This window comes from Gordonia sp. NPDC127522, from assembly GCF_042672305.1.
Classification (GTDB): domain Bacteria; phylum Actinomycetota; class Actinomycetes; order Mycobacteriales; family Mycobacteriaceae; genus Gordonia; species Gordonia hongkongensis.
Map to the genome: position 1 here is coordinate 507,069 of NZ_JBHXVK010000003.1, position 24,281 is coordinate 531,349.

Below are 24,281 nucleotides of genomic sequence, written 5' to 3' on the forward strand. Positions count from 1 at the left end.
AACAGGAGCACGGGTTGACCGAATCGCACTCCCTCGGCAAGGCGGCCACGGGGGATCCCGCGGCGGCAGGAGCGGACGGCTCGGTGCTGAGCGAGGCCGACGTCGCCCTGCTCGAGCGGGCCATCTACGAGGTCAAGCGCGTCATCGTCGGCCAGGATCAGCTCGTCGAGCGCATTCTCGTCGGTCTCCTCGCGCGCGGACACATCTTGCTCGAGGGCGTGCCGGGTGTCGCGAAGACGCTCGCTGTCGAGACGTTCGCCCGCGTCGTCGGCGGGTCGTTCTCGCGAGTGCAGTTCACCCCTGACCTCGTGCCCACCGACCTGATCGGTACGCGTATCTACCGTCAGGGCCGCGAGGAGTTCGACACCGAGCTCGGCCCGGTGGTCGCGAACTTCCTTCTCGCCGACGAGATCAACCGCGCACCCGCGAAGGTGCAGTCGGCGCTGCTCGAGGTGATGGCCGAGCGGCACGTCTCGATCGGCGGCAAGACGTACTCGATGCCGGATCCGTTCCTGGTCATGGCGACGCAGAACCCGATCGAGAACGAGGGTGTCTACCCGCTGCCCGAGGCGCAGCGGGACCGCTTCCTGTTCAAGGTCCTCGTCGACTACCCGTCGGTGGAGGAGGAGCGCGAGATCGTCTATCGGATGGGCAACGTCCCGCCGACCGCCTCCCAGGTCCTCGACCCCGCCGCGATGCTGCGCCTGCAGCGGACCGCGGCGAACGTCTTCGTCCACCACGCGCTCGTCGACTACGTCGTACGGGTCATCAACGCCACCCGCCGGCCGGCCGAGCTGGGCCTGAACGACGTCGCGTCGTGGCTGTCCTACGGCGCGTCGCCTCGTGCGACGCTGGGCATCGTGGCCGCGGCCCGCGCCCTGGCGCTGGTCCGCGGACGCGACTACGTGATCCCGCAGGACGTCGTCGAGATCATGCCCGACGTGCTGCGGCACCGCCTCGTGCTGTCCTACGACGCACTGGCCGACGAGATCGATGCCGACCAGGTCATCGCCCGCGTCCTGCAGACCGTCGGACTGCCGCAGGTCGGCGCGCAGCCGGTGCCGCAGGGGCAGTACCCGGCCGGACAGCAGCAGGCGCCCAATCCCGGACACGGGCCGAATGGGTATGCGGGACAGCAGGTCCCGCAGTCCGCCGGTCCGATGGACCCGAATTCGGCCCCGGCGAACCGGAATTCACCTCAGTATGGCGGCTAATCGGGACCTACCGCGTCTCGGCGCCGGGCTGCTCGACGAGGCGCAGCTGACAGCGGCGCTGAAGATGCTCGAGCTCACCGTGCGGCGCAAACTCGACGGCGTGCTCCAGGGCGAGCACCTGGGTCTGATCCCAGGGCCGGGTTCGGAGCCGGGGGAGGCGCGGGCCTATCAGCCGGGCGACGACGTCCGGCGGATGGAGTGGTCGGTCACCGCACGCACGACCCAGCCGCATGTCCGGCAGATGATCGCCGACCGGGAACTCGAGACCTGGCTCGTCGTCGACGCCTCGGCCAGCCTCGACTTCGGCACCGTCGACTGCACCAAGCGCGACCTGGCCGTCGCCGCGGCCGCGGCTCTGGTCCACCTCACGACCGGCGGTGGCAACCGGCACGGCGCGCTGGTGGTGACCGGTGACGACGTGGTGCGGGTACCGGCCCGTGCCGGGCGCGCGCACGCCCAGAACCTCCTCAAGACCATCGCCACCACGCGACGCAGCTCGCCCGGCGTCCGGGGTGACCTGAAGGCGGGGATCGAGGCGCTCCGACGGCCCCAGCGCCGTCGCGGCCTCGCCGTCGTCATCAGTGACTTCCTCGGCCCCATCGACTGGGAGCGCTCGCTGCGCGCCATCGGCGCACACCACGAACTCCTCGCGGTCGAGGTCCTCGACCCGCGCGATCTCGACCTCCCGGCGATCGGGGAGGTCACCCTGGCCGACGCGGAGTCCGGGGAGACCCACGACGTGACGATCACCGACGACCTCCGGCGCGACTTCGCGGCCGCGGCGCGCGCACACCAGCAGCGGGTCCACCGCACCCTGCGCAGCTGTGGCGGCGCGATCCTGACGTTGCGCACGGATCGGGAGTGGATCGCCGACACCGTCAAGTTCGTCGCACAACGCCGCCGCGGCCTCGCGGCGGGGGTGGGGTAGGTCGATGCTGTCCAGTCCCTGGTGGTTGCTCCTGCTCCTGGTCGTGGCGCTGCTCGGCGCCGCGTACGTCTACATGCTGCGCCGGCGGCGGCAGCGTGCGCTGACCTTCGCGAACCTGGACCTGCTGAAGTCGGTCGCGCCGGCAGACCGGAGTCGTCTGCGGCACCTGCCGATCGCGTTGCTGATCGTCTCGTTGATCCTGTTGACGGTCGCGCTGTCCGGGCCGCAGGCCGATCGCAAGGTGCCGCGCAACAAGGCGACCGTCGTCCTGGTGATGGACGTGTCGCGGTCGATGAACGCCACCGACGTGTCGCCGTCGCGGATCCGCGCGGCGCAGGAGGCGGCGAAGAAGTTCGCCGACGAGCTGACCGAGGGGATCAATCTCGGACTGATCTCCTTCGCCGGTACCGCCGCCAGCCTCGTGTCGCCGACGCCGGATCACAACGCCACCAAGGTCGCGGTGGACAAACTGCGGCTCGACGACAAGACGGCAACCGGGGAGGGAATCTTCGCGGCCCTGCAGCAGATCAGCACGTTGAACGCGGTGCTCGGCGGGACCGAGGGCGCACCACCTGCGCGGATCGTACTGCTCTCCGATGGTAAGGAGACCGTCCCGGACGACCCCGACGACCCGCGGGGTGCCTTCACCGCGGCCCGGAAGGCCAAGGAGGAGAAGATCCCGGTCTCCACGATCTCCTTCGGTACCCGGACCGGCACCGTCGAACTCGAGGGCGACCGGGTGCCGGTGCCGGTCGACGACGACTCGCTGCGCAAGATCGCCAACCTGTCCGGTGGCGACTTCTTCACCGCGGCCAGCCTCGACGAGTTGAACAAGGTCTACGAGCAGCTCCAGGACGAGATCGGTTACGAGACCCGTCGAGGGGACAATTCGAAGCCGTGGCTGATCGCCGGTACGTTGTTCGCGCTGGTGTCGGCGTTCGCCGCGCTGGCCATCAACCGCCGGCTGCCCTGACGCGGACGTGTCCGGGGTGTGCCGCCGTGCGCCCCGCCCACCGACCGCGTGTCACCCCCGCAACGAGAACGGATAAGTTGAACACCCATGACGGCAGCTAGCAACGAAGCGCAGAATCCCTCCCGCTCGGTCCTGGTGACCGGCGGCAACCGCGGAATCGGCCTGGCCGTGGCCCAGCGACTGGCAGCCGACGGTCACCGGGTGGCGGTGACGCACCGCGGTTCCGGAGCCCCGGACGGACTGTTCGGCGTCAAGTGCGATGTCACCGACTCGGAGTCGGTCGACCGCGCCTTCGCCGAGGTCGAGGCGCATCAGGGTCCCGTGGAGATCCTCGTCGCCAACGCGGGGATCACCGAGAACATGCTCCTCATGCGACTGTCCGAGGAATCTTTCGAAAAGGTCCTCGACGCGAACCTCACCGGCGCGTTCCGGTGCGCCAAACGCGCCACCAAGGGGATGCAGCGCGCCAAGTGGGGCCGGATGATCTTCCTCGGCTCGGTGGTCGCGATGTCCGGCATCCCCGGCCAGGTGAACTACGCGGCCTCGAAGGCGGGCCTGATCGGGATGGCGCGCTCGATCGCGCGTGAGATCGGCTCGCGCAACATCACCGCCAACGTGGTGGCGCCCGGGTTCATCGAGACGGACATGACCGCGTCGATGGAGGACCGCTACATCGAGATGGCCAAGCAGGCGATCCCGCTCGGCCGAACCGGCAAACCCGAGGACGTCGCGGCGGCCATCAGCTTCCTCGCCTCCGACGAGGGCGGCTACATCTCCGGCGCGGTCCTGCCCGTCGACGGCGGAATGGGCATGGGGCACTGAAACCGCCGAGCGCGGTCGCACGGCTACTGACCCGCACAGCGCAGTCGTAAGGCACTTCAATCAACGTCGAACTCAGGAGCACATCTTCGTGAGCGGAATCCTGGACGGGAAGACCGTCCTCATCACGGGCATCATCACCGATGCGTCGATCGCCTTCCACGCCGCCGCCATGGCGCAGGAGCAGGGCGCCACGGTCCTCATCACCGGCATCCCGGAACGGCTCCGGTTGATCGACCGGATCGCCAAGCGGTTGCCGAAGGAGGTGCCGCCGGCCATCGGGCTCGACGTCACCAACGAGGACGATCTCGGCGCGCTCGCCGGGAAGCTCGCCGAGCTGGCGCCGCAGGGCATCGACGGCGTCATGCACTCGATCGCCTTCGCGCCGCGCACCCTGATGGGTCCGGAGGCCAAGCCGTTCCTGGAGGGGCCGGGCCCCGACGCCGCCAAGGCCTTCGAGATCTCGGCGTGGAGCTACGCCTCGCTCGCCCGCGCCGTGCTCCCCGCCATGAACGAGGGCGGCTCCATCGTGGGCATGGACTTCGATCCCCGCACCGCGATGCCGTACTACAACTGGATGGGTGTGGCGAAGGCCGCGCTCGAGTCGGTGAACCGGTACGTGGCGCGCGAAGTGGGCAACGCGAAGAACATCCGGTCGAACCTGGTGGCCGCCGGCCCGATCAAGACCCTGGCCGCGAAGGCGATCGCGGGTACCGCGACCGATGACGCCAAGCAGCTCAACATGCTCAACGAATACTGGGACGGCGCGTCCCCGATCGGCTGGGACGTCGACGATCCCACTGTCGTCGCGAAGTCGGTGTGTGCGCTGCTCAGCGACTGGCTGCCGGCGACCACCGGTTCCATCGTCTACGTCGACGGCGGCGCCAGCCACAACACCTGGTTCCCGGAGGGCATGACCACCGGCTCATGAGTTCGCCAGCACCGGGGGACACCGCGCCCGTCGATCGCGCGCCCGTCGATCCCGCCCCGTTCGATCCCGCCCCGTTCGATCCCGCCCCGTTCGATGCCGTCCTGTTCCTGTCGTTCGGCGGACCCGACGGGCCCGAGGACGTGATGCCGTTCCTGGAGAACGTCACTCGCGGCCGGGGGATCCCGCGCGAACGGCTCGAGTCGGTGGCCGAGCACTACCTGCACTTCGGCGGCGTCTCACCGATCAACCGGCTCAACCTCGAGATGATCGATGCCCTGCGCGCCGAGCTCGACCGACGTGGTGTCGACCTCCCGGTGTATTTCGGCAACCGCAACTGGCACCCGATGGTCGAGGACGCCCTGGCCGAGATGTACCGCGCCGGTCATCGCCGGATCCTCGTGTTCCCGACCTCGGCGTGGGGCGGTTACTCGGGATGCCGGCAGTATCACGAGGACATCGACCGGGCGGTGACGGCGCTCGCCGACCGTGAACCGACGAGCGGTGAACCCGACGGCGCGGTGGTGCTCCGCAAACTCCCGCAGTACTGGTCGCATCCGGCGTTCGTCGCGGCCGGGGCCGACGCGGTGCGCCGGGCTCTGGACGCCCTCGGGCCCGGTGAGGAGACGCCGCGGTTGGTCTTCACCGCCCATTCGGTCCCGACCTCGGCCGATGAGGCGTCGGGTCCGGCGGCCGACGGCGGGACGCTGTACTCGCGCCAGGTGCTGGCGGCGTCGCAGGCGGTCGCTGACGAGCTCGGCATCGCCGACTTCGATCAGGTCTGGCAGTCACGGTCGGGTCCACCGCAGATCCCGTGGCTGGAGCCGGACATCTGCGACCATCTGGAGAGCCTGGCCGCGGAGGGTGTTCGACGGGTGGTCGTCTATCCGGTCGGATTCATCTCCGACCATCTCGAGGTGATCTGGGATCTCGACAACGAGGCCGCGGAGGTCGCCGAGCGTCTCGGCATGGACTATGTCCGCGCCGACACCGTGGGTCCCGATCCGCGGTTCATCTCGATGATCGGCGAATTCGTGGAGGCCTACGCCGGGGGCTTCGGCGACCTGTCGGCGATGGGATGCGGAGACAACGGCAGCACCTGTCGGGACCGGTGCTGTGTGCCCGCGGCGCGGCCGAGATCTGCGGCGAGGCCATCTGACCGCGCGTAGATTCGCCGGCTTTGTTTGCCTATATAACGATTTGATATAGGAACGGTCCATAATGTGATCTGCGCCTCAATCGAAATGAAACTCTCGTGGTACGCGCATCTGAATCGGGGTGCGAACGTGAGAGAGGAATTTCCATGGCAGAAGGACCACTGAGGCTCGAGATCGATTTCCTCGGACCGATTCTGGAGACACTTTCCACCGGCTCCGCGGACGGCAGCAGCGAGCCCGTCGACTGAGATCCGTTCCCGCTGTGGGCTGCGTTGACGACGTAGCCCACAGCGGTGTGATCTCTCCTTTGTGCGCGCGTATCAACAGTGTTGACCGCAGAACGACTACTCATCCCAGTTGATCTCCGACCTGCTACGCAGCTTCTCGCACGAGCGGTCGAGGACATTCCGTTGTATCGGTGGGTATTGGGTGACCACCTCCCGGATCTCACGCTGCGGGAATGGTTGGCCGAGATCCTGGTGCGGCCTTATCTCAAAGCCGGCTGCGTATTCGGTTCCTTCCAGAACGAGCATCTCGTCGGAATTCTGATCTGGCATCCCCACGACGTCGAATTGTCGCCCGACGGCGAACCGCCGCTCGTCCCGGCTGATTTCGTCCGGGTCGCGGCCATTCCCGGACTCCGCGAGCGGCTGATCGAGTTCCTCACCAGCCCACAATTGCCCTCCCCGGCATCGGATGCCGTCGATGTGCGGATCGCGGCGATTGTTCCCGAAGCTCGTGGTGGCGACGCTCTCGTTCGCATGATGCGCGAAGTGGAACGGTTCTGTGTCGCTGCGGCCCGGCCGTACTACGCCTGGACCGGCTCCGCTCGGCTGCGGGACTGGTTCGTCCACGAATGGGGGGCGACGTTGTTCGCCACCGAACAGCGGAACGGACTCGATCTGTACGGCGTGGTGTCCGAACGTCCGCCGCGGCTTCGGGTGTGATTTTCCGGGAATGATGCCCGGGGACTCAGCGGCCCAGCAGTTCGATGATCGTGTGGTTGACCGCGGCCGCGCGTGCCGTCCGTGTGAGCACCTGTAGTCCGCGGAGGGTCGCGTCGCCGGAATCCCATTGTCCGGCACTGTCTCCGATCTCCACGTTGCGCGCTCCGGCGAGGTCGACGATCGCCTCGACCTGCGCCGCCGTGTCGATCAGGCGGGTCGCCCGAGCGTCGAGGACGTGCGGGGGCAGGGCCACGCGGTGACGTGCGGTGAGCGCTGCGAGTTGCGTAAGGAGGTCGCTCGCGTCGGCCGACCGGCGTCCGCCGAGCCCACCGATGATCGTGGTCGCCTCTCGAACTGCTTGCCGCAGTTCGTATTCCAGATCGCCGGCACTGGGTCCCGCGGATACGAGATGACCGAGGTCGAGGGTCGCGTCGTAGCGGTGGGCCGACCACGTGCACGTGACGAACGGTGGATCGGCGGTGTCGGCGGCGAACTCCGGTACGAGCGCGAGCGTGCCGGCGCCCGCCGCGTCGTCGACGAGCAGCACCTCGCCCACGGCGAGTGCAGCCGACGTCGCGACATGCGGTGGGAGTCCCTGCGGATCACCCGTGGAGGGCAGGCGGACGACGAGGCGTCGAGCGGGTCGCAGCAGCGCGAGCAGATCGAGCACCCCGTTCGCCGAACCCGTTGCGGGCACTGCCTGTTCGGCCCCGGCGACGCCGCCGTCGGGCCAGTGCAGGAGGTGCCGGTCGGCGGATTCCGCCAAAGCTTCGATCACGTCGTCGGGGGAGCACCGGCCGGTGAGCCAGGCGGCCGACCAGGCGCCGAGGGCGCACGTCGGCCACGCGACGGTGGCGGAGAGCAGGCGGCTGCGTTTCATCAAGAAGCCAGGATACCGGCGAGGCCGGGGGGAGCCGGGCGTGGCAACCCCGCGGGCGGGCCCGCGGGGCATACGGTGTGTGCGCCGCCCGACCTGTCCATCGCGGCGGCGTGATCACGAGATGACCGATCGAGAGATGGTGGTGTGCGATGGATGACCGCTACGGACGCGATGTGCTCTCCCAGCCCCGTCGGGCGAAGCCGCGTCCCGCGGAGGTCGCTGCGGAGCGCGATCTGGTCGTCGAGGACGCCGCCACCGGCTTCTGCGGTGCGGTCGTCGGGCTCGAGAAGAGCTACGCCGGCGATCTCGTCCGGCTGGAGGACCGGCGAGGTCAGACGCGGGTGTTCCTGATGCACCCCGGCGCGTTCCTCATCGACGGTCGGCCGGTGACGCTCGTGCGGCCGCGCACCAGAGGCCCCCAGCAGCCAGCCATGACGGCGTCGGGATCGCGAGCCGCCCCTCGCGCCCGCGCGCGGACCGCGCGCGCCAGCCGGATCTTCGTCGAGGGCGTGCACGACGCGACACTCCTTGAGCGCGTATGGGGTGACGACCTCCGCGCGGAGGGCGTGGTCGTCGTCAGCCTCGACGGCCTCGACAACCTCGAGGCGGCACTCGATGAATTCCAGCCGGCACCGCATCGCCGGGCCGGTGTCCTCGTCGACCATCTGGTGGCGGGTTCCAAAGAAGCACATCTCACCGCCGAGGTCGGGGAGCACGTCCTCGTGTGCGGGCATCCCTACATCGACGTCTGGGAGGCGGTGAAGCCGGCGTCGGTGAAGATCCCGGCGTGGCCGCACATCCCGCGAGGCACCGACTGGAAGACCGGGGTGTGTGCCGAGCTCGGCTGGGGGGACCCTCGTGACGGCTGGCGCCGGGTGCTGGGCGGGGTGAGCAGTTTCCGGGATCTCGAGGTCGATCTGCTGCGGTCGGTGGAAGAACTCATCGACTTCGTGACCGCGGCCGAAGAGCCCAGGTGACGCACACGGCCTGACGCCGACCGGGGGCCACCAGCGTCGTGAGCGCCGAAGGCGGTTCGGACATCTCTGGCAGACTGGACCCATGAGCGCCCTGCTGTGGTTGGCGGCCGCGATCGTCCTGGTGGTCGCGGAGATGTTCGGTGGCGAACTCGTCCTGCTCATGCTCGCCGGGGGCGCATTCGCGGCCGCCGGCGTCGATTTCGCGTTCGAGACGCCGCTGTGGGTCGAGGGGCTGGTCTTCGCGCTCGTCTCGGTGCTGCTGCTGGTCGCGGTCCGTCCGATCGCCCGTAAGCACATGCTGAACCGTCCGGCGGTCCTGATGAACACCGAGGCGCTCGAGGGTCGGCCGGCGGTGGTGACCGAACAGGTCGACGCCCATGACGGACGCGTCAAGATCGGCGGCGACGTGTGGTCGGCCCGCACGATGGACCCGACCCAGGTGCTCGAACCCGGAACCCACGTGACCGTCGTGGAGATCGACGGCGCGACCGCGGTGGTGTGGCGCGCCTGAATGCGGCCGCCGCGACACCACCGAACGACAACGCTGGAAGGTGACCATGGAGTACGAGATCTTCGGCCTGACCGTCATCGTTTTGCTCGTGTTGCTCGTGGTGGTGATGCTGGTCAAGTCCGTCGCGCTCATCCCGCAGGCGGAGGCCGCGGTCATCGAGCGACTGGGCCGCTACACCCGCACCGTGTCCGGCCAACTCACCCTGCTGTTGCCGTTCATCGACCGCATCCGCGCCCGCGTCGACGTCCGTGAACGAGTGGTGTCGTTCCCGCCGCAGCCGGTCATCACCGAGGACAACCTGACGCTGTCCATCGACACCGTCGTCTACTTCCAGGTCACCAATCCCCGGGCCGCCGTGTACGAGATCGACGACTACATCGCCGGCGTCGAGCAGCTGACGATCACGACGCTGCGCAACGTAGTCGGCGGGATGACGCTCGAGGAGACCCTGACCTCCCGCGATTCCATCAACGGCCAGCTGCGCGGAGTCCTCGACGAGGCGACCGGCCGCTGGGGCCTCCGGGTCGCGCGCGTCGAGCTGAAGTCGATCATGCCGCCGCCGTCGATCCAGGAGTCGATGGAGAAGCAGATGAAGGCCGACCGTGAGAAGCGGGCGACGATCCTCTCGGCCGAGGGCCAGCGCGAGTCGGCGATCAAGACCGCCGAGGGCAACAAGCAGTCGCAGATCCTCGCCGCCGAGGGTGCCAAGCAGGCCGCGATCCTCGCGGCCGAGGCGGAGCGGCAGTCGCGCATCCTGCGGGCGCAGGGCGACCGCGCCGCGTCGTACCTCAACGCCCAGGGTGAGGCGAAGGCGATCGAGAAGACCTTCGCGGCGATCAAGGCGGCCAAGCCGACCCCGGAACTCCTGGCCTACCAGTATCTGCAGCAGTTGCCCGAGATGGCCAAGGGCGAGGGCAGCAAGGTGTGGGTGGTGCCGTCCGACTTCGGTTCGGCCCTCCAGGGTTTCGCGAAATCCTTCGGTGTGCAGGGAGACGATGGCGTGTTCCGGTACGAGCCGGCCGACTCGCCGCCCTCGCCGATCGACGACTCGGAGACCGAGGACTGGTTCTCGATGGCCTCCGACCCCAAGGTCGCCCAGGCCGTCGCCGAGGCGGAGGCGGTGGCCCGCACCCCGGTCGCGCCCGAGATCACCGCTCGTGCGGCGCGCGCGTCGCGCCATGCGTCGCCGGTGGGGTCCGAGCCGGCCGAGCTCACCGATGGTGCGTGGTCCCAGCCCGTACAGCCCGAGGAGCCGGGGCCGGCCGAGCCCACGACCTGAGAACGGCTCAGCGGATGAGGTGCTCGACGCCCGCCATGCCGACCGCCCACATCACCGAGGCGAAGGTGCCCATGATGAACTGCTCGGCCGCATGCGGGGCGCGCAGCTCGGGGTAGCGGGCGAGGCTTTTCACGGCCAGGATGATCGCGAGGCCTTCGGGCCACCCCGCCATCAACGTGGTGACGACCGCGAGGCGTTCGAGGTATCCGATCACCCGGCCGCCGCGCAACGGCCCGGCTTCGGCCGGGTCGGCCGGGTCGGTCGGGGCGGGCGCCGGGGAGTCGGGCGTGTCGGTGTCGTCCCCGGTTCCGTCATCCGGCGACCCCTCCGGATCGGGTCCGGGCCCCGGGCGCTGGCCGACACCTCCGGCGACGAGGACCGTCCGGACCACGGGTCCGCCGCCGGTGACCGCCGCGAGCGCGGCGACGACCGGGACGGCCGAGGCGAGGAAGCCGCTGGCGGGCGCGGCCACGGCGGCGAGGACGGCGGTCACCCCGGCCAGGACCAGCAGGACGACGGCTCCGATGACGTCGAGTCTGCGTACGACGGACACCGGCGCGTGGTTGCGCTTCTCCCGCGTCGCGAGCGCCCAGGTCGGCGTCGCCAGTGCGGTCAGGAGAAAAAGGGTGATCGCTGCGGTGGTCATTCCGATCCTCCGGACGGGCTGTGTCGGTCGGCCTCGGCGAGCGCGTCGGCGACGAGGCCGAGGGAATCGGATTCCAGATCCCACGCCGCGGTCCGCAGCCGTTGACTCATGGCCTGTGGCGTGATGTCGAGTGCGGCGGCGGCCTCGACCTGGGTGAGGCCGCGGCGCATCAGCTCCACCGCCTCCCGGCCGGCGGCACTGCGCGCGGTGATCACGTCGGCGATGAGACGGCCGGCCGTCTGGGCGTGACGGGACCAGCGAGTCTCCGGGCCGCGGACACAGAGGGGGACCCGCTGCCGCTTGGCGGCCTCGACGGCGTCGCGAGCGTGGACGAAGGCGGGCCCGCGCCCGGCCCGGGTGGACGGGGGGAGAGGCTCGTCGACCGGTCCGGCGCCGATGCCGACACTCCAGTGACCCTCGGCGGTGAGTTCGACGGCCAGTCGGGCGGCCGTCACCGGATCGGCGAGGACTCCCTGGATCTCGTCGCCCGCGGTACGTTCGAAGGCCCGTACGGTCTGGACCGTTGCGAGAGCGGTGAGGATGGCGTCCACCCGGTCGATGTCGCGGCGACTTCCGCGTTGGTCGACGGTGAGTACGAACATCACTCAAGGCTATGCACTTGATCGCTGTGAATCAAGTCCCCTGACTGGATGGGATCGCGCTGGGTGACTTGATCCTCGGGGATCAAGTCGCTGCGCTTGTTGCGTTCGACGACGAGACCGGCAGGCGGGAGTCGAGCACCAGACCGGCGATGCCGATCGCGAACAGGCCGCCGGTGACCGCGAGCTGAAGGGGATGCGTGTCACCGGTCAGGGAATCGCCCAGCATGACCACCGCCGCGGTGCCGGGGGCCATGCCGAGGATGCTGGCAATCGCGTACGGCACGAGACGCACCGAGGACAGTGCCGAGCAGTAGTTCGCCACCGAGAACGGGCATGCCGCGATGAACCGCAGCGACCCGACCGCCAACCAGCCACGACGCTCGAGCCGGTACTCGACGGCACGGACCACCGGTGCCTTCAGATACGGCTGCACGCGGTCGCGTCCGACCCTGCGGACCAGGACGAAGGCTGCCACCGCCGCCACCGACGAGGCGATCATCGCCCCCGCGAAACCGACCAGCGGTCCGAAGAAGATCCCGGACATCACCGTGAACGTCGACCGCGGGATCGGGGCGATGGTGACGACCGCGTAGGCGAGGAAGAACAACCACACGAAGGCCGGTCCCAGATCCGCGCCCCAGTCGCGGACGCTCGAGATCGAGGGCAGCGGGACGAAGTAGGACGCGGCCAGGACGGCGGCGAGGAGCACGGCGGCGACGAGAGCCCGGCGCAGGATCCGTCGATCGGCCCGACGACGGCCCGACGTCGGCGGGTGACCGTCTCCGGCGCTCGCCGCGTCCGCGATCTCCGCGTCGGCCGCGGTCGGGCCGGCGACATCCTCGCTGACAGCGGATCGATCGGGCACCCGGACACTCTACGCTGGGCCCAGCGGTGTACCGGGTCCCCGAGTGCGCCACGTCACGCCGACCTCGACGCCGAGCCGAGCGAGCGATCGGCTAGTGTCGTGTACGCGCTCATCACAGTGCATTCACGGAGGTGTGCTTCCCCACATGCCACAGCAAACTGACCAGCCCAAACCCGAGTCAGAACTCGACGACGCCTACCAGGCGTGGTCGACGGCCGCCGCGGCCGTTCTGGCGAAGTCGCGACGCGTCGACGTCGACGAGCTGCCCGACACACCCGAGGCGCTGCTCTCGACCGACACCGCCGACGGGCTGACCATCCGGCCGCTCTACACACGTCGCGACGAACTCGCCGAGCCCGGTGTCCCCGGTCGCTTCCCGTTCGTCCGCGGCGCCGACCCCGCGCGCGACGTCACCACCGGCTGGCGCGTCACGGAACGGTTCGGCGACGACGCGACGCCGGCGGCGGACCTCAACGAGCTCATCCTGGAGGCGATGGCCAACGGGACGAGCGGTCTCTGGCTCTCGGTGAGCAGGCCCGGTGACGGGCTGGGGGTCGCCGACCTCGCGACGGCGCTGCGCGGCGTCTACCTCGATCTGGTGCCGGTGACGCTCGATGCGGGCACCGAGGGCATCGCGGCGGCTCGCGAACTGCTCGGCCTGAAGGAAAAGGCCCAGGCCGCTCCGGTCGCCGCCGCTCCGACGGCGGCCACCGTCCACTCCTTCGGCCTGTCGCCGCTGACGGCCGCGTTCTCGGGCCGGGCGACCGTCGATCCCGACGAGGCCACGGCCCTCGCCGCATCCGGGCTGCCCGACGGGGTCCGTACCTTCCGGGTGGACGGCAGCGACTTCGCCACCGCCGGTGCCGACAACGGCCTCGAACTCGCACTCACGGTGGCGGCCGCGGTCGCCCATCTCCGTGACCTCACCGCGGCCGGCCTCTCGCCCGAGGCCGCGCTGCGTCAGATCACCTTCGGCGTCTCCGCCGACGACGACCAATTCGCCACGATCGCGAAATTCCGTGCGCTGCGCAAGATCTGGGCTCGGGTGGCCGAAGTCGTCGGCGCACCCGAGGTCGGCGGAGCGCTGACCCACGGCGTGACCGATCTGTCGATGTACTCCCAGCGGGACCCGTGGGTCAACATGCTGCGCAGCACCATCGCGGCATTCGGCGCCGGGGTCGGCGGCGCCGACCAGCTGACCGTCCTGGGCTACGACGCGACCATCCCGGCGGACAAGCGCACCTCGAGCGCGTCCTTCTCGCGACGCATCGCCCGTAACACCCAGCTGCTGCTGCTCGAGGAGTCCAACATCGGACGCGTCCTCGATCCGGCCGGCGGCTCGTGGTTCGTCGAGTCCCTGACCGACGATCTCGCCACGAACGCCTGGACGGTGTTCACCGAGGTCGAGGCCGCCGGTGGTTACCGTGTCGCGCTCGACACGGGCTGGATCGCCGAGAAGGTCGACGCCTCCCTCGCTCGCCGCGACACCGAGGTCGCGCATCGCCGCATCTCGGTCACCGGCGTCAACGAGTTCCCCAACATCGACGAGCGCGCACTGTCGGAGACGACGGGGGCCCCGGCTTCCGCGGTCACCGACGTCGTCACCGGTACGCCGCGCCTCGCGCGGATCGGACGCGCCTTCGAGGAACTGCGGGACCGGTCCGACGTCGTGCTCGCCGAGCACGGTGCACGGCCGTCGATCCTGCTCATCCCGCTCGGCAGCGTCGCCGAACACAACGGCCGCACCACGTTCGTCGCGAACTTCCTGGGTGCCGGCGGCATCACCGTCGTCAACCCCGGTCCGCTGACCGCGGACAAGGTCGGCGACGCGGTGGCCGGGGCGAACACCCCGATCGCGGTCCTCTGCGGAACCAAGGCGCGCTATGCCGAAGAGGGGTCCGCCGCACTCGCGGCCGCTCGCGCGGCCGGTCTGTCGACAGTGCTCCTCGCCGGACCGGACAAGGAATGGCCCGAGGGCGACGATCGTCCCGACGGTTCGCTGCGCGTCGGCATCGATGCGGTGAGCACCCTCGGCGACCTTCTCGACCAGCTGGTCTCGACATCCCCGAAGACGGCGGGAGCAACGGCATGACCCAGACCGAACCCGATCTGACACAGACGATTCCGAACTTCGCCGGAATCGGTCTGACATCGGACGACACCGGTGCGACGACCGCTGATGGTGCCGCGGCCGCGGTCGCCGAGGAACTCGCCTCGGCGCACGGCTACTCGGTGGACCAGGTCACCTGGAGCACCCCGGAGCAGATCGACGTCACGCCGGTGTACACGCGCGCCGAGCGCGACGCCGTCCTCGACGATGCCGAACATCCGTACCCGCTCGACTCCGTTCCCGGTGCCGCACCGTTCATCCGGGGCCCGTACCCGACGATGTACGTCAACCAGCCGTGGACCATCCGCCAGTACGCCGGCTTCTCGACCGCGGCCGAATCCAACGCCTTCTACCGCCGCAACCTCGCGGCCGGCCAGAAGGGACTGTCGGTCGCATTCGACCTCGCGACCCACCGCGGCTACGACTCCGACCATCCGCGCGTCGCCGGTGACGTCGGCATGGCCGGTGTGGCGATCGACTCGATCCTCGACATGCGTCAGCTCTTCGACGGGATCGACCTCGGCAGCGTGTCGGTGTCGATGACGATGAACGGCGCGGTGCTGCCGATCCTCGCGCTCTACGTCGTGGCCGCCGAGGAGCAGGGTGTGCCGCCGGAGAAGCTGGCCGGGACCATCCAGAACGACATCCTCAAAGAGTTCATGGTCCGCAACACCTACATCTATCCGCCGAAGCCGTCGATGCGGATCATCTCCAACATCTTCGAGTACACCAGCCAGAAGATGCCGAAGTTCAACTCGATCTCGATCTCCGGCTATCACATCCAGGAGGCCGGGGCGACGGCCGATCTGGAGCTGGCCTACACGCTCGCCGACGGCGTCGAATACATCCGCGCCGGACTCGAGGCCGGCCTGGACATCGACAAGTTCGCCCCGCGACTGTCGTTCTTCTGGGGTATCGGCATGAACTTCTTCATGGAGGTCGCGAAGCTGCGTGCAGCGCGTCTGCTGTGGAGTGAGCTCGTCGCCGAGTTCGGTCCGAAGAACGCGAAATCACTGTCGCTGCGTACACATTCGCAGACCTCGGGCTGGTCGCTGACCGCCCAGGACGTGTTCAACAACGTGGCCCGCACCTGCGTCGAGGCGATGGCCGCCACGCAGGGTCACACCCAGTCGCTGCACACCAACGCCCTCGACGAGGCCATCGCGCTGCCGACCGACTTCTCGGCCCGCATCGCGCGCAACACCCAGCTGCTCCTGCAGCAGGAGTCGGGCACCACCCGTCCGATCGATCCGTGGGCCGGTTCGAACTATGTCGAGTGGCTCACGCATCAGCTGGCGCAGAAGGCGCGCAAGCACATCCGCGAGGTCGAAGAGGCCGGCGGCATGACGCAGGCCATCAACGAGGGCCTGCCGAAGCTGCGCATCGAGGAGGCGGCGGCGCGCACCCAGGCGCGTATCGACTCGGGCCAGCAGCCGTTGGTGGGTGTGAACAAGTACCAGGTCGCCGACGACGAGGAGATCGAGGTCCTCAAGGTCGAGAACTCGAAGGTGCGCGCCGAGCAGCTCGAGAAGCTGGACCGTCTTCGCGGACAACGCGATTCGGCTGCGGTCGAGGCGGCCCTGGCCGACCTCACCCGTGCGGCCGCGTCGTCGGAGGGCGGCCTGGAGAACAACCTGATGGCGCTGGCCATCGAGGCAGCACGGCATCAGGCGACGGTCGGCGAGATCTCCGAGGCACTCGAGAAGGTCTATGGTCGCCATCAGGCGGAGATCAAGACGATCAGCGGGGTGTACCGACATGAGGCGGGCGAGGTGAGCAACATCGACGCGGCGATCGAGGCCGTGCGCCAGTTCGCCGAGGCGGAGGGCCGCCAGCCGCGTGTCCTGGTCGCGAAGATGGGCCAGGACGGTCACGACCGCGGCCAGAAGGTGATCGCGACCGCGTTCGCCGACCTCGGCTTCGACGTCGACGTGGGCCCGCTGTTCGCCACGCCGGAGGAGGTGGCCGCGCAGGCCGCCGACAACGACGTGCACGTGGTGGGTGTGTCGTCGCTGGCCGCCGGGCACCTGACGCTGGTCCCGGCCCTGCGGGAGGCGCTGCGTGAGGTCGGCCGCGAGGACATCATGGTGGTCGTCGGCGGCGTGATCCCGCCCGGCGACTTCGCCGAACTGTACGAGGCCGGCGCCGCCGCGATCTTCCCGCCCGGATCGGTCATCGCCGACTCGGCCGTGGAACTCATCGGCAAGCTCGCCGACACCCTCGGCCTGGAACTGCCCGGGGCGACCGCGAACTGATGGCGGTCCAACCGCGACGTCCCATCGACGTCGACGCGCTGGCCGACGCTGTGCTGGCCGATCGCCGCGCCGATCTGGCGCGTGCGATCACGCTCGTTGAGTCCAAGCGCGCCGATCACCGGGCCGCCGCCCAGGAGCTGTTGCTGAAGCTGACGCCGCACGCGGGCAAGTCGTTCCGCGTCGGCATCACCGGCGTCCCCGGGGTGGGCAAGTCGACGACGATCGAGGCGCTCGGCATGCACCTGCTGGAGCTGGGCCACAAGGTGGCGGTGCTCGCCGTCGACCCCAGTTCGACGCGCACGCGGGGCTCGATCCTCGGCGACAAGACCCGAATGGGCCGGCTGTCGACGGCCGAGAACGCCTACATCCGGCCGTCGCCGACGTCGGGCACGCTCGGCGGCGTGGCCAAGGCCACCCGCGAGAGCATCGTGCTCGTCGAGGCGGCCGGCTTCGACGTCGTGCTGGTCGAGACGGTGGGAGTCGGGCAGTCCGAGGTGACGGTCGCGAACATGGTCGACACGTTCACGTTCCTCACCCTGGCCCGCACCGGGGATTCGTTGCAGGGCATCAAGAAGGGTGTCCTCGAACTCGCCGACGTGGTCGTGGTGAACAAGGCCGACGGCAAACACCTCAACGAGGCGAAGAGCGCGGCACGCGAGTTGAAGAACGCGCTGAAGCTGATCTATCCGCACGACGCACTGTGGATGCCGCCGGTGTTGACCATGAGCGCGATCGAGAACACCGGCGTCGACGAGTTCTGGAAGACCGTGGTACGCCACAACGAGACCCTCACCGCGGCAGGGGAGTTCACCGCCCGCCGCAACCAGCAACAGATCGACTGGACCTGGGCGATGGTCAACGACATCGTGTTGTCCCGGCTCGGTGACTCACCCGCCGTGCGCGGGATCCGCGGCGACGTGGAGCAGCAGCTCCGGGACGGGTCGCTGACCCCGGCACTCGCCGCGCAACGGATCGTGGACGCGTTCGACGAGCGTTGAGTGCACCGATCGAGGTCGCATGCGATCTCGATCCGTCCGTGCGACCTCGATCGAGGTCGCGTCAACGGACTGAGGTCGCATGCGACGTCAATCCCGGCGGCGGCGTGGACATCTGGTGCGGCCCGGCGCCCCCGGGGTTGGAGCATCAGCCGATCAGCGGTGCCAGCGTCTCGCCGAGTAGCGAGACCCGCCCCGGCACATGGCCGTTGGCGGGAGCGTTCACCGTGACACCGTCGACACCGGTCGCGAGCAGCTCGGCGTAGCGGGCGGCCACCTCGTCGGGATCCCCGACGATCGTCGATCCGCGGCGTGACTCGGCCGCCGGTGTGCGCTCCAGGTAGGCCTCCAGCTCCGCGGTCGCCTCGGCGGCGGTCGGCGCCACGCAGGCCGACGTCTGCACGGTCACGGTGATCTCCGAGCGGTCCCGGCCGAGTCGTTCGCAGTGTTCGGCGAGGGCGTCGAGTTTGCGGGGGATGTCGGCGGGTGTGCACAGCAGGTTCGATTCGTCGGCGTACTGCGCGACCATCCGCAACGTCTTGCGCTCGCCGCCGCCGCCGATCATCACCGGGATCTTCGAGAGCGGCGCAGGCACATTGAGAGCGTTGGTGACCTGATAGCGGTCACCGTCGAGGTTGGGATTCCTGCCGGCGAGCATGCCGAGGATGATCTGCAGCGCCTCCTCGAGGCGCTCGAACCGGTCGGTGAATGTCCCGAACTCGTACCCGAGCGAATCATGTTCCAGCTCATACCATCCCGCACCGATGCCGAGCTGGGCCCGACCACCCGACACCACGTCGAGAGCCGTCACCGTCTTCGCGAGCAGCGTCGGGTTGCGGTAGGTGTTGCCGGTGACGAGCGACGACAGACGGACCTTCGAGGTGTGCTGGGCGAGTGCCGCGAGCAGGGTGTAGCACTCGATCATCGGATCGTCGGGCTCACCGAGCATCGGCAACTGATAGAAGTGGTCCATCACGAAGACGGTGTCGAAGCCGGAGTTCTCGGCCTCTTGCGCCTGCGCGACCACGGTGGGGAACAACTGGTCGGCGGCGACGCCGGGGTAGGTGAAGTTCGGGATCTGGTAACCGAGTCGAGTCACCCGTTCAGAGTAGTCCGGTGGACTCCTCCGGCGCGGTGCCGACGATTTCGGGTGCGCGACTGCGCGCGAACGCGCCGATCGTCTCGATCAATTCGTCGAACACGGCGTCGACGTCGGTGGAGGTCGCGATGCGGGCGTTGGGTCCGGGCGCGGTCATCGCGCGTTCGTCGGCCACGGTCATGCCCCGCGTCAGCGTCCCGGCGAGTTCGACGTCGACGCGCGCCGGGCGGGTCTCGACCGTGTCGGGGGCCAGCGCGACCAGTGCGGCGAACGGGTCGTGCAGGTGGGCGATGTAACCCTCGTCGTGATCGTCGTGGAACTCGAAATAGAACCGCAGGGCGTCGACGAGATGCCGGATGATCTCGTTGTCGGCGACCGAACGGAGTCCGCGTTCGTCGGTCGGGTCCGGGCACTCGACGGGCGTGCTGCCGGCCGCGGCGGCGAGTCGGACCACGTGATCGGGTGTCAGGACGACCGACTCGGTGAGGTCGAGCGCGCAGACGATCGGTTCCGGGGCGCCCGCGGTGCCGAAGGCGGTGAACACCTCGGCCGCTGCTTCCGGGTCGACGGCCACATTCCACTCCGAGGTGGGCGTCGTGTTGCCGTGGGTGTGGAAGGCGCCGCCCATGATGACCAGGCGCCGCAGGCGCGCCGGCAGGTCCGGGTCGCGTCGGATCGCGGTCGCCAGAGACGTGAGGGGGCCGGTCACCAGGCCGACGAGTTCGCCGGCGTGCGCCTGCGACGCCTCGATCCAGGCGTCGGCGGCGTCGAGATGGCTCGGCGTCGTGGTCGGGGCCGGCAGTTCGGCGTGTCCGACGCCCAGCGGACCGTGGGTGTCCTCGGTGGTCATCAGCGCGGCGACGAGGGGAGTGGCCGGGCCCGTGTGGACGGGCACCTCGGGGCGTCCGCACAGCTCCAGCCACGAGAGATTGTTGGCCGTCACGACATCGACGGGCACATTGCCGGCCGTCGAGGCCACTCCGACGAGGTCGACGTCGGTGCGCGCGAGCAGATAGATCAGCGCGAGTGAGTCGTCGATGCCGGTGTCGCAGTCGAAGAACAGGCGCTGGGTCACCGCACAATTGTGCCGGGTCCGCTGCGAACGCGGGTCCACCACCCCGTCGGGACCCTAGGCTCACGGCAGCCGGGGCGGACCGTCGTCGGCCCGATGAGCCCCGGAGGAACCGATGGCCCCGACACGACACACGCTGGCCGCCCTGGGTGCCGGTGCGGTCCTCCTGGTGAGCGCGTGCGGCGCGAACAGCGCCGAGCCCGAGGCTTCCTCGACGAGTGGTTCGGCCGGCGCGAGCGGTACGCCGTCGGCTCCCGTCGTCACACCGGTGGTCGGGTCGGTGATGTTCGCGCCGACACCGTTCGCCGGTTCCGACGGCGACAACCACCTCGTCTATGAGATCTCGCTGACCAACTACATGCGCACACCGGTGACGGTCGCCGGAGTCGAGGTGCTCGACGCCACCACCGACCGCGAACCGCTGCTCACACTCGACGAAAACGGGGTCCGCGGTCGGCTCAAGCCCACCGGCGCCCCGTCGGTGCCGCCCGGTCCGGGCGCACCCGAGGGGTACTCCGACGTGCTGGCGCCGGGACAGAACGGCGTCCTCTTCCTCCACGTGACCTTCTCCGGGAATGCGCCGAAGCAGCTGATCCACGAGATCTCCGTGCGTGCCGATGCGGCGCCACCGGGTATGCGGGATGTCGACGAACGCCTCGCGCCCGTCACGGTGGGCGATTCAACCGTCCCGGTCCTGGGACCACCCCTGCTCGGTGAGCACTACATCGCCGCCGACGCGTGCTGCGACGCCGTCCGGCACACACGCGCGCTTCTCCCCCTGAACGGATCACCGGTCCTCGCCCAGCGGTACGCGGTGGACTGGGAGCAGGCCGGTGCCGATGGTCGGATCTTCGTCGGCGACGCGAAGAATCCGGCGAGCTACCGGATCTTCGGCGATGACGTGCTCGCCGTCGCCGACGGCACGGTGGTCGCCAGCCGCAACGACCTGCCGGAGCAGACACCGGGGACGTTCCCGCCGGATCTGGCCATCGGCGACGCCGACGGCAACAACCTCGTCCTCGACATCGGCGACGGCTTCTACGTGAACTATGCGCACATGCAACCCGGGTCGGTCCGCTTCGCCCCTGGCGACCGGGTGCGCCGGGGTGAGGTCATCGGCAAGGTCGGCAACACCGGGAACTCGGTGGCGCCGCACCTGCACGTCCACGTCATGAACGGGCCGGAGTTCCTCGGCTCGCAGGGTGTGCCCAGCGTGACCGAGGAGTTCACGATCACCGGCCGGGTGGTCGACACCGCGGCGTTCGACGCCTCGGAGGCCACCGGGGTGCCGTTGCGGCTCGCCCCCGGCGTGACGGAGAGCACACACGAGAAGCAGATGATCCTCGATCAGAACATCGTCACGTTCACCGCAGGCTGACAACGGTTTCCGGCGTCACCGCCTCTCACCCGCCACCCAACACGGGGTCGGTCACGACTGGACAACGATCTCATCATCCGTACGGTCGGACCCATGTCGATTCAGGACTCTGCCTTCGAATGGACGGAAACGAACCGCGAATGGCTGATCGAGAATCCCGCTCGCATCGTCGCCTACGTGGCCGTGGCGTTGATCGTCCGCTTCGTGATCCACCGTGCCATCGACCGCGCCACCCGGCCACGGACCGCCGGCGGGGAGCCGGGCCGCGGCACCGCTCTCATGCGCGGACTGCGGTCGAAGTCGGCCTCCACCGAGCGCAACGCCCAGATCGCCGCACGCCGTGCACAGCGGGCCGCGACGATCGGGTCGGTGCTCAAGTCGACGGTGTCGATCGTGCTGCTCGTCTGGGTGGTGCTGTCGGTCCTGAGCGTCCTCGGCGTCAACATCGCGCCGTTCATCGCCTCGGCCGGCATCGTCGGCCTCGCCATCGGTTTCGGTGCGCAGAACCTGGTGCGCGACTTCGTGACCGGCGTCTTCATGCTGCTCGAGGACCAGTACGGCGTGGGTGACATCGTCGATCTCGGCGAGGCCGTGGGCGAGGTCGAATCGGTGGGGCTGCGCGTCACCACCCTGCGCGACATCGACGGCACTCTCTGGTACGTCCGCAACGGCGAGATCGCCCGCGTGGGCAACATGAGCCAGGAGTTCGCGGTCGCGCGCGTCGACGTCCCGGTGGCGCCCGGCGCCGACATCGACAAGGCGCAGCAGGTGGCCGACGAGGCGGCCCGCACCGCGGTGGAGGAGGACTCGACCGACATCCTCGGCCAGATCGAGATGCTCGGCGTCCAGGAGGTGTCGTCGGATCAGGTCGTCCTGCGTCTGACGGTGAAGACCAAACCGAACGGCCAGTGGGCGGTGCAGCGGCGACTGCGTCGGGCGATCCTGCGGGCCTTCGTGGAGAACTCGATCGATCTGCCGTACTCGCGGGCGTGGGCGGCGCTCGCGGATTCGGTCGCACCCTGACGCGGAGATCGCCTGCGGCACAACGAGAAGAACCCCGGCGGTGAGCCGGGGTTCTTCTCGTTGTTCTGGTGTCCGAGGGGGGACTTGAACCCCCACGTCCGTTAATAGGACACTAGCACCTCAAGCTAGCGCGTCTGCCATTCCGCCACTCGGACCTGCGTGCCGCGGTGAGCGTCCGGCGATCTCCCGCCGGTGGTCTCTCGACCCCGTCTCGCTGCAGCGGGATAACCCTAACCGAGGTTGCCCGTGTATCCCAAATCCCGTAGGAGTGAGGGGTGTCTTCACAGTCTGCGACCGACGAAGTGGTCGATCTGGTCAGCCAATTGATCCGTTTCGACACCTCCAACACGGGCGAGCCCGAGACCACCAAGGGCGAGGAGGAGTGCGCCAAGTGGGTGGCCCAGCAGCTTGAGGAGGTGGGCTACACCACGCAGTACGTCGAGTCCGGCCGTCCCGGCCGCGGCAATGTGTTCGCGCGCCTCGCCGGTCCGCCCGACTCCGATCGCGGCGCGCTGCTGATCCACGCCCACCTCGACGTCGTGCCCGCCGAACCGGCCGACTGGAGTGTTCACCCGTTCTCCGGTGCCATCAAGGACGGCTACATCTGGGGCCGCGGCGCGGTCGACATGAAGGACATGGCCGGAATGGCCCTGGCGCTCGCGCGTCAGTTCAAACGAGACGGCACGGTGCCGCCCCGGGAGCTGGTGTTCGCGTTCCTCGCCGACGAGGAGGCCGGCGGGGCGTGGGGCGCGCACTGGCTCGTCGAGAACCGGCCCGACCTGTTCGAGGGCATCACCGAGGCCGTCGGCGAGGTCGGCGGCTTCTCGCTCACCGTCGACCGGCCCGACGGCACGCAGAAACGTCTCTATCTGGTCGAGACGGCCGAGAAGGGGCTCGCGTGGATGCGGCTCACCGCCGAGGCGCGGGCCGGGCACGGATCGTTCCTGCACGAGGAGAACGCCGTCACCGAGGTCGCCGAGGCGGTCGCCCGGATCGGTCGGCACACGTTCCCCCTGGTGATGACGGAATCGGTCAGCCAGTTCCTGGCCGAGGTCAGTGCGGAGACGGGCCTGGACCTGAGTCCCGAGGCCCCCGACCTGGAGACGTCGCTGTTCAAGCTGGGCAACCTCGCGCGGATCATCGGCGCGACCCTGCGTGACACCGCCAATCCCACGATGCTCAAGGCCGGCTACAAGGCCAACGTCATCCCGCAGAAGGCCGAGGCGGTCATCGACTGCCGCGTGCTCCCCGGGCGGCAGGCCGCGTTCGAGAAGGAGATCGACGAACTCATCGGGCCCAACGTGCGGCGGGAGTGGATCACCCATCTCGATTCCTACGAGACGACCTTCGACGGCGACCTGGTGGATGCGATGAACGCCGCCGTCCTCGAGCACGATCCGCAGGGAAAGACGGTGCCGTACATGCTCTCCGGCGGCACCGACGCCAAGGCGTTCGCGAAGCTGGGCATCCGATGCTTCGGGTTCGCGCCGTTGCGGTTGCCGCCCGAACTCGACTTCGCGGCCCTGTTCCACGGCGTCGACGAGCGCGTGCCTGTCGATTCGGTTCTGTTCGGCACCAAGGTCTTCGAGCACTTTCTGCGGCACAGCTGAGCACACCACTACA

At 69.2% G+C, this 24,281-nt stretch carries 22 protein-coding genes and 1 tRNA gene; 16 read left to right on the forward strand and 7 right to left on the reverse strand.

Annotation, left to right across the window (positions count from 1 at the left end):
• Window positions 1-14 precede the first annotated feature (14 nt).
• The 7 genes from ACFVHY_RS09865 to ACFVHY_RS09895 all read left to right on the forward strand — a co-directional run bounded on the left by ACFVHY_RS09865 (window position 15) and on the right by ACFVHY_RS09895 (window position 6,966).
• A complete protein-coding gene (locus ACFVHY_RS09865; RefSeq protein WP_390271356.1) occupies window positions 15-1,214 on the forward strand; it encodes an AAA family ATPase in 1,200 nt (399 codons plus the stop codon).
• Window positions 1,204-2,142, forward strand: coding sequence for a DUF58 domain-containing protein (locus ACFVHY_RS09870; RefSeq protein ID WP_338857577.1), 939 nt, complete (start codon window positions 1,204-1,206; stop codon window positions 2,140-2,142). Before ACFVHY_RS09865 ends, ACFVHY_RS09870 begins: the two co-directional genes overlap by 11 nt.
• A 4-nt stretch (window positions 2,143-2,146) precedes the next feature.
• Window positions 2,147-3,115, forward strand: coding sequence for a VWA domain-containing protein (locus ACFVHY_RS09875; RefSeq protein ID WP_137810557.1), 969 nt, complete (start codon window positions 2,147-2,149; stop codon window positions 3,113-3,115).
• 87 nt (window positions 3,116-3,202) lie between these two features.
• A complete protein-coding gene (gene fabG1, locus ACFVHY_RS09880) occupies window positions 3,203-3,937 on the forward strand; it encodes a 3-oxoacyl-ACP reductase FabG1 (RefSeq protein ID WP_065632177.1) in 735 nt (244 codons plus the stop codon).
• A gap of 88 nt (window positions 3,938-4,025) precedes the next feature.
• Window positions 4,026-4,865, forward strand: a complete 840-nt coding sequence (inhA, locus tag ACFVHY_RS09885) for an NADH-dependent enoyl-ACP reductase InhA (protein ID WP_137810558.1) — start codon at window positions 4,026-4,028, stop codon at window positions 4,863-4,865.
• Complete coding sequence (locus ACFVHY_RS09890; protein WP_390271359.1) at window positions 4,862-6,031, forward strand: ferrochelatase; 1,170 nt, start codon at window positions 4,862-4,864, stop codon at window positions 6,029-6,031. The genes inhA and ACFVHY_RS09890 overlap by 4 nt, the downstream gene beginning before the upstream one ends.
• Window positions 6,032-6,429: 398 nt before the next feature.
• Window positions 6,430-6,966 (forward strand): hypothetical protein, encoded by a 537-nt coding sequence (locus tag ACFVHY_RS09895; protein WP_390271361.1) that lies wholly within the window; start codon window positions 6,430-6,432, stop codon window positions 6,964-6,966.
• 25 nt (window positions 6,967-6,991) lie between these two features.
• Here ACFVHY_RS09895 and ACFVHY_RS09900 read toward each other — a convergent pair whose 3' ends face one another.
• Window positions 6,992-7,846 carry a serine/threonine protein kinase gene (locus tag ACFVHY_RS09900; protein WP_390271363.1) on the reverse strand — a complete coding sequence of 285 codons (855 nt, stop codon included), beginning with the start codon at window positions 7,844-7,846 and terminating at the stop codon, window positions 6,992-6,994.
• Between the two features lie 149 nt (window positions 7,847-7,995).
• On the opposite strand from ACFVHY_RS09900, the gene ACFVHY_RS09905 reads away from it, so the two are divergent.
• The 3 genes from ACFVHY_RS09905 to ACFVHY_RS09915 all read left to right on the forward strand — a co-directional run bounded on the left by ACFVHY_RS09905 (window position 7,996) and on the right by ACFVHY_RS09915 (window position 10,613).
• The gene (locus tag ACFVHY_RS09905) at window positions 7,996-8,823 is read left to right on the forward strand and encodes a DUF3097 domain-containing protein (protein ID WP_390271365.1); all 828 of its coding nucleotides are present in this window, start codon (window positions 7,996-7,998) and stop codon (window positions 8,821-8,823) included.
• A gap of 82 nt (window positions 8,824-8,905) precedes the next feature.
• The gene (locus tag ACFVHY_RS09910) at window positions 8,906-9,334 is read left to right on the forward strand and encodes an NfeD family protein (protein WP_058250399.1); all 429 of its coding nucleotides are present in this window, start codon (window positions 8,906-8,908) and stop codon (window positions 9,332-9,334) included.
• A gap of 46 nt (window positions 9,335-9,380) precedes the next feature.
• Window positions 9,381-10,613, forward strand: a complete 1,233-nt coding sequence (locus ACFVHY_RS09915) for an SPFH domain-containing protein (RefSeq protein ID WP_269553678.1) — start codon at window positions 9,381-9,383, stop codon at window positions 10,611-10,613.
• A 7-nt stretch (window positions 10,614-10,620) separates the two neighbouring features.
• Here ACFVHY_RS09915 and ACFVHY_RS09920 read toward each other — a convergent pair whose 3' ends face one another.
• From ACFVHY_RS09920 to ACFVHY_RS09930, 3 genes are all read right to left on the reverse strand, one after another.
• The gene (locus ACFVHY_RS09920) at window positions 10,621-11,259 is read right to left on the reverse strand and encodes a hypothetical protein (RefSeq protein ID WP_390271367.1); all 639 of its coding nucleotides are present in this window, start codon (window positions 11,257-11,259) and stop codon (window positions 10,621-10,623) included.
• Window positions 11,256-11,861, reverse strand: a complete 606-nt coding sequence (locus ACFVHY_RS09925) for a hypothetical protein (protein ID WP_390271369.1) — start codon at window positions 11,859-11,861, stop codon at window positions 11,256-11,258. The genes ACFVHY_RS09920 and ACFVHY_RS09925 overlap by 4 nt, the downstream gene beginning before the upstream one ends.
• An 82-nt stretch (window positions 11,862-11,943) precedes the next feature.
• Window positions 11,944-12,726: a TVP38/TMEM64 family protein gene (locus ACFVHY_RS09930; RefSeq protein ID WP_068971568.1), complete on the reverse strand. Its 783-nt coding sequence runs from the start codon at window positions 12,724-12,726 to the stop codon at window positions 11,944-11,946.
• 145 nt (window positions 12,727-12,871) lie between these two features.
• Between ACFVHY_RS09930 and ACFVHY_RS09935 the strand changes: the two genes are divergently transcribed.
• The 3 genes from ACFVHY_RS09935 to meaB are packed head-to-tail and all read left to right on the forward strand — an operon-like array spanning window position 12,872 to window position 18,089.
• Entirely contained in the window at window positions 12,872-14,818 is a 1,947-nt protein-coding gene (locus ACFVHY_RS09935) for a methylmalonyl-CoA mutase family protein (protein WP_390271371.1), read from the forward strand.
• Window positions 14,815-17,091: a methylmalonyl-CoA mutase gene (scpA, locus tag ACFVHY_RS09940; RefSeq protein WP_137810566.1), complete on the forward strand. Its 2,277-nt coding sequence runs from the start codon at window positions 14,815-14,817 to the stop codon at window positions 17,089-17,091. The genes ACFVHY_RS09935 and scpA overlap by 4 nt, the downstream gene beginning before the upstream one ends.
• The gene (meaB, locus tag ACFVHY_RS09945) at window positions 17,091-18,089 is read left to right on the forward strand and encodes a methylmalonyl Co-A mutase-associated GTPase MeaB (RefSeq protein WP_058250405.1); all 999 of its coding nucleotides are present in this window, start codon (window positions 17,091-17,093) and stop codon (window positions 18,087-18,089) included. The genes scpA and meaB overlap by 1 nt, the downstream gene beginning before the upstream one ends.
• A 145-nt stretch (window positions 18,090-18,234) precedes the next feature.
• On the opposite strand, the gene ACFVHY_RS09950 is transcribed toward meaB, so the two are convergent.
• Window positions 18,235-19,185: an LLM class F420-dependent oxidoreductase gene (locus ACFVHY_RS09950; RefSeq protein ID WP_390271373.1), complete on the reverse strand. Its 951-nt coding sequence runs from the start codon at window positions 19,183-19,185 to the stop codon at window positions 18,235-18,237.
• 4 nt (window positions 19,186-19,189) lie between these two features.
• Window positions 19,190-20,260 (reverse strand): nucleoside hydrolase, encoded by a 1,071-nt coding sequence (locus ACFVHY_RS09955; RefSeq protein ID WP_159370756.1) that lies wholly within the window; start codon window positions 20,258-20,260, stop codon window positions 19,190-19,192.
• A 112-nt stretch (window positions 20,261-20,372) separates the two neighbouring features.
• On the opposite strand from ACFVHY_RS09955, the gene ACFVHY_RS09960 reads away from it, so the two are divergent.
• Entirely contained in the window at window positions 20,373-21,635 is a 1,263-nt protein-coding gene (locus tag ACFVHY_RS09960; RefSeq protein ID WP_390271375.1) for a M23 family metallopeptidase, read from the forward strand.
• Between the two features lie 93 nt (window positions 21,636-21,728).
• On the forward strand, window positions 21,729-22,658 hold the full coding sequence (locus tag ACFVHY_RS09965; RefSeq protein WP_058250577.1) for a mechanosensitive ion channel family protein: 930 nt from the start codon (window positions 21,729-21,731) through the stop codon (window positions 22,656-22,658).
• Window positions 22,659-22,724: 66 nt separating this feature from the next.
• On the opposite strand, the gene ACFVHY_RS09970 is transcribed toward ACFVHY_RS09965, so the two are convergent.
• Window positions 22,725-22,813 (reverse strand) — tRNA-Leu (locus tag ACFVHY_RS09970).
• A gap of 120 nt (window positions 22,814-22,933) precedes the next feature.
• Between ACFVHY_RS09970 and ACFVHY_RS09975 the strand changes: the two genes are divergently transcribed.
• A complete protein-coding gene (locus ACFVHY_RS09975; RefSeq protein ID WP_065632192.1) occupies window positions 22,934-24,268 on the forward strand; it encodes a M20/M25/M40 family metallo-hydrolase in 1,335 nt (444 codons plus the stop codon).
• The last annotated feature ends 13 nt before the right edge of the window (window positions 24,269-24,281 follow it).

Excerpts from the sequence above, each read along its gene's own strand:
- ACFVHY_RS09925 (WP_390271369.1), bottom strand. The coding sequence starts at position 11,861 with ATGTTCGTACTCACCGTCGACCAACGCGGAAGTCGCCGCGACATCGAC.
- ACFVHY_RS09890 (WP_390271359.1), top strand. The coding sequence starts at position 4,862 with ATGAGTTCGCCAGCACCGGGGGACACCGCGCCCGTCGATCGCGCGCCC.
- ACFVHY_RS09875 (WP_137810557.1), top strand. The coding sequence starts at position 2,147 with ATGCTGTCCAGTCCCTGGTGGTTGCTCCTGCTCCTGGTCGTGGCGCTG.
- scpA (WP_137810566.1), top strand. The coding sequence starts at position 14,815 with ATGACCCAGACCGAACCCGATCTGACACAGACGATTCCGAACTTCGCC.
- ACFVHY_RS09960 (WP_390271375.1), top strand. The coding sequence starts at position 20,373 with ATGGCCCCGACACGACACACGCTGGCCGCCCTGGGTGCCGGTGCGGTC.
- ACFVHY_RS09905 (WP_390271365.1), top strand. The coding sequence starts at position 7,996 with ATGGATGACCGCTACGGACGCGATGTGCTCTCCCAGCCCCGTCGGGCG.
- ACFVHY_RS09920 (WP_390271367.1), bottom strand. The coding sequence starts at position 11,259 with ATGACCACCGCAGCGATCACCCTTTTTCTCCTGACCGCACTGGCGACG.
- ACFVHY_RS09900 (WP_390271363.1), bottom strand. The coding sequence starts at position 7,846 with ATGAAACGCAGCCGCCTGCTCTCCGCCACCGTCGCGTGGCCGACGTGC.
- ACFVHY_RS09965 (WP_058250577.1), top strand. The coding sequence starts at position 21,729 with ATGTCGATTCAGGACTCTGCCTTCGAATGGACGGAAACGAACCGCGAA.
- ACFVHY_RS09910 (WP_058250399.1), top strand. The coding sequence starts at position 8,906 with ATGAGCGCCCTGCTGTGGTTGGCGGCCGCGATCGTCCTGGTGGTCGCG.
- ACFVHY_RS09870 (WP_338857577.1), top strand. The coding sequence starts at position 1,204 with ATGGCGGCTAATCGGGACCTACCGCGTCTCGGCGCCGGGCTGCTCGAC.
- fabG1 (WP_065632177.1), top strand. The coding sequence starts at position 3,203 with ATGACGGCAGCTAGCAACGAAGCGCAGAATCCCTCCCGCTCGGTCCTG.
- ACFVHY_RS09935 (WP_390271371.1), top strand. The coding sequence starts at position 12,872 with ATGCCACAGCAAACTGACCAGCCCAAACCCGAGTCAGAACTCGACGAC.
- meaB (WP_058250405.1), top strand. The coding sequence starts at position 17,091 with ATGGCGGTCCAACCGCGACGTCCCATCGACGTCGACGCGCTGGCCGAC.
- ACFVHY_RS09915 (WP_269553678.1), top strand. The coding sequence starts at position 9,381 with ATGGAGTACGAGATCTTCGGCCTGACCGTCATCGTTTTGCTCGTGTTG.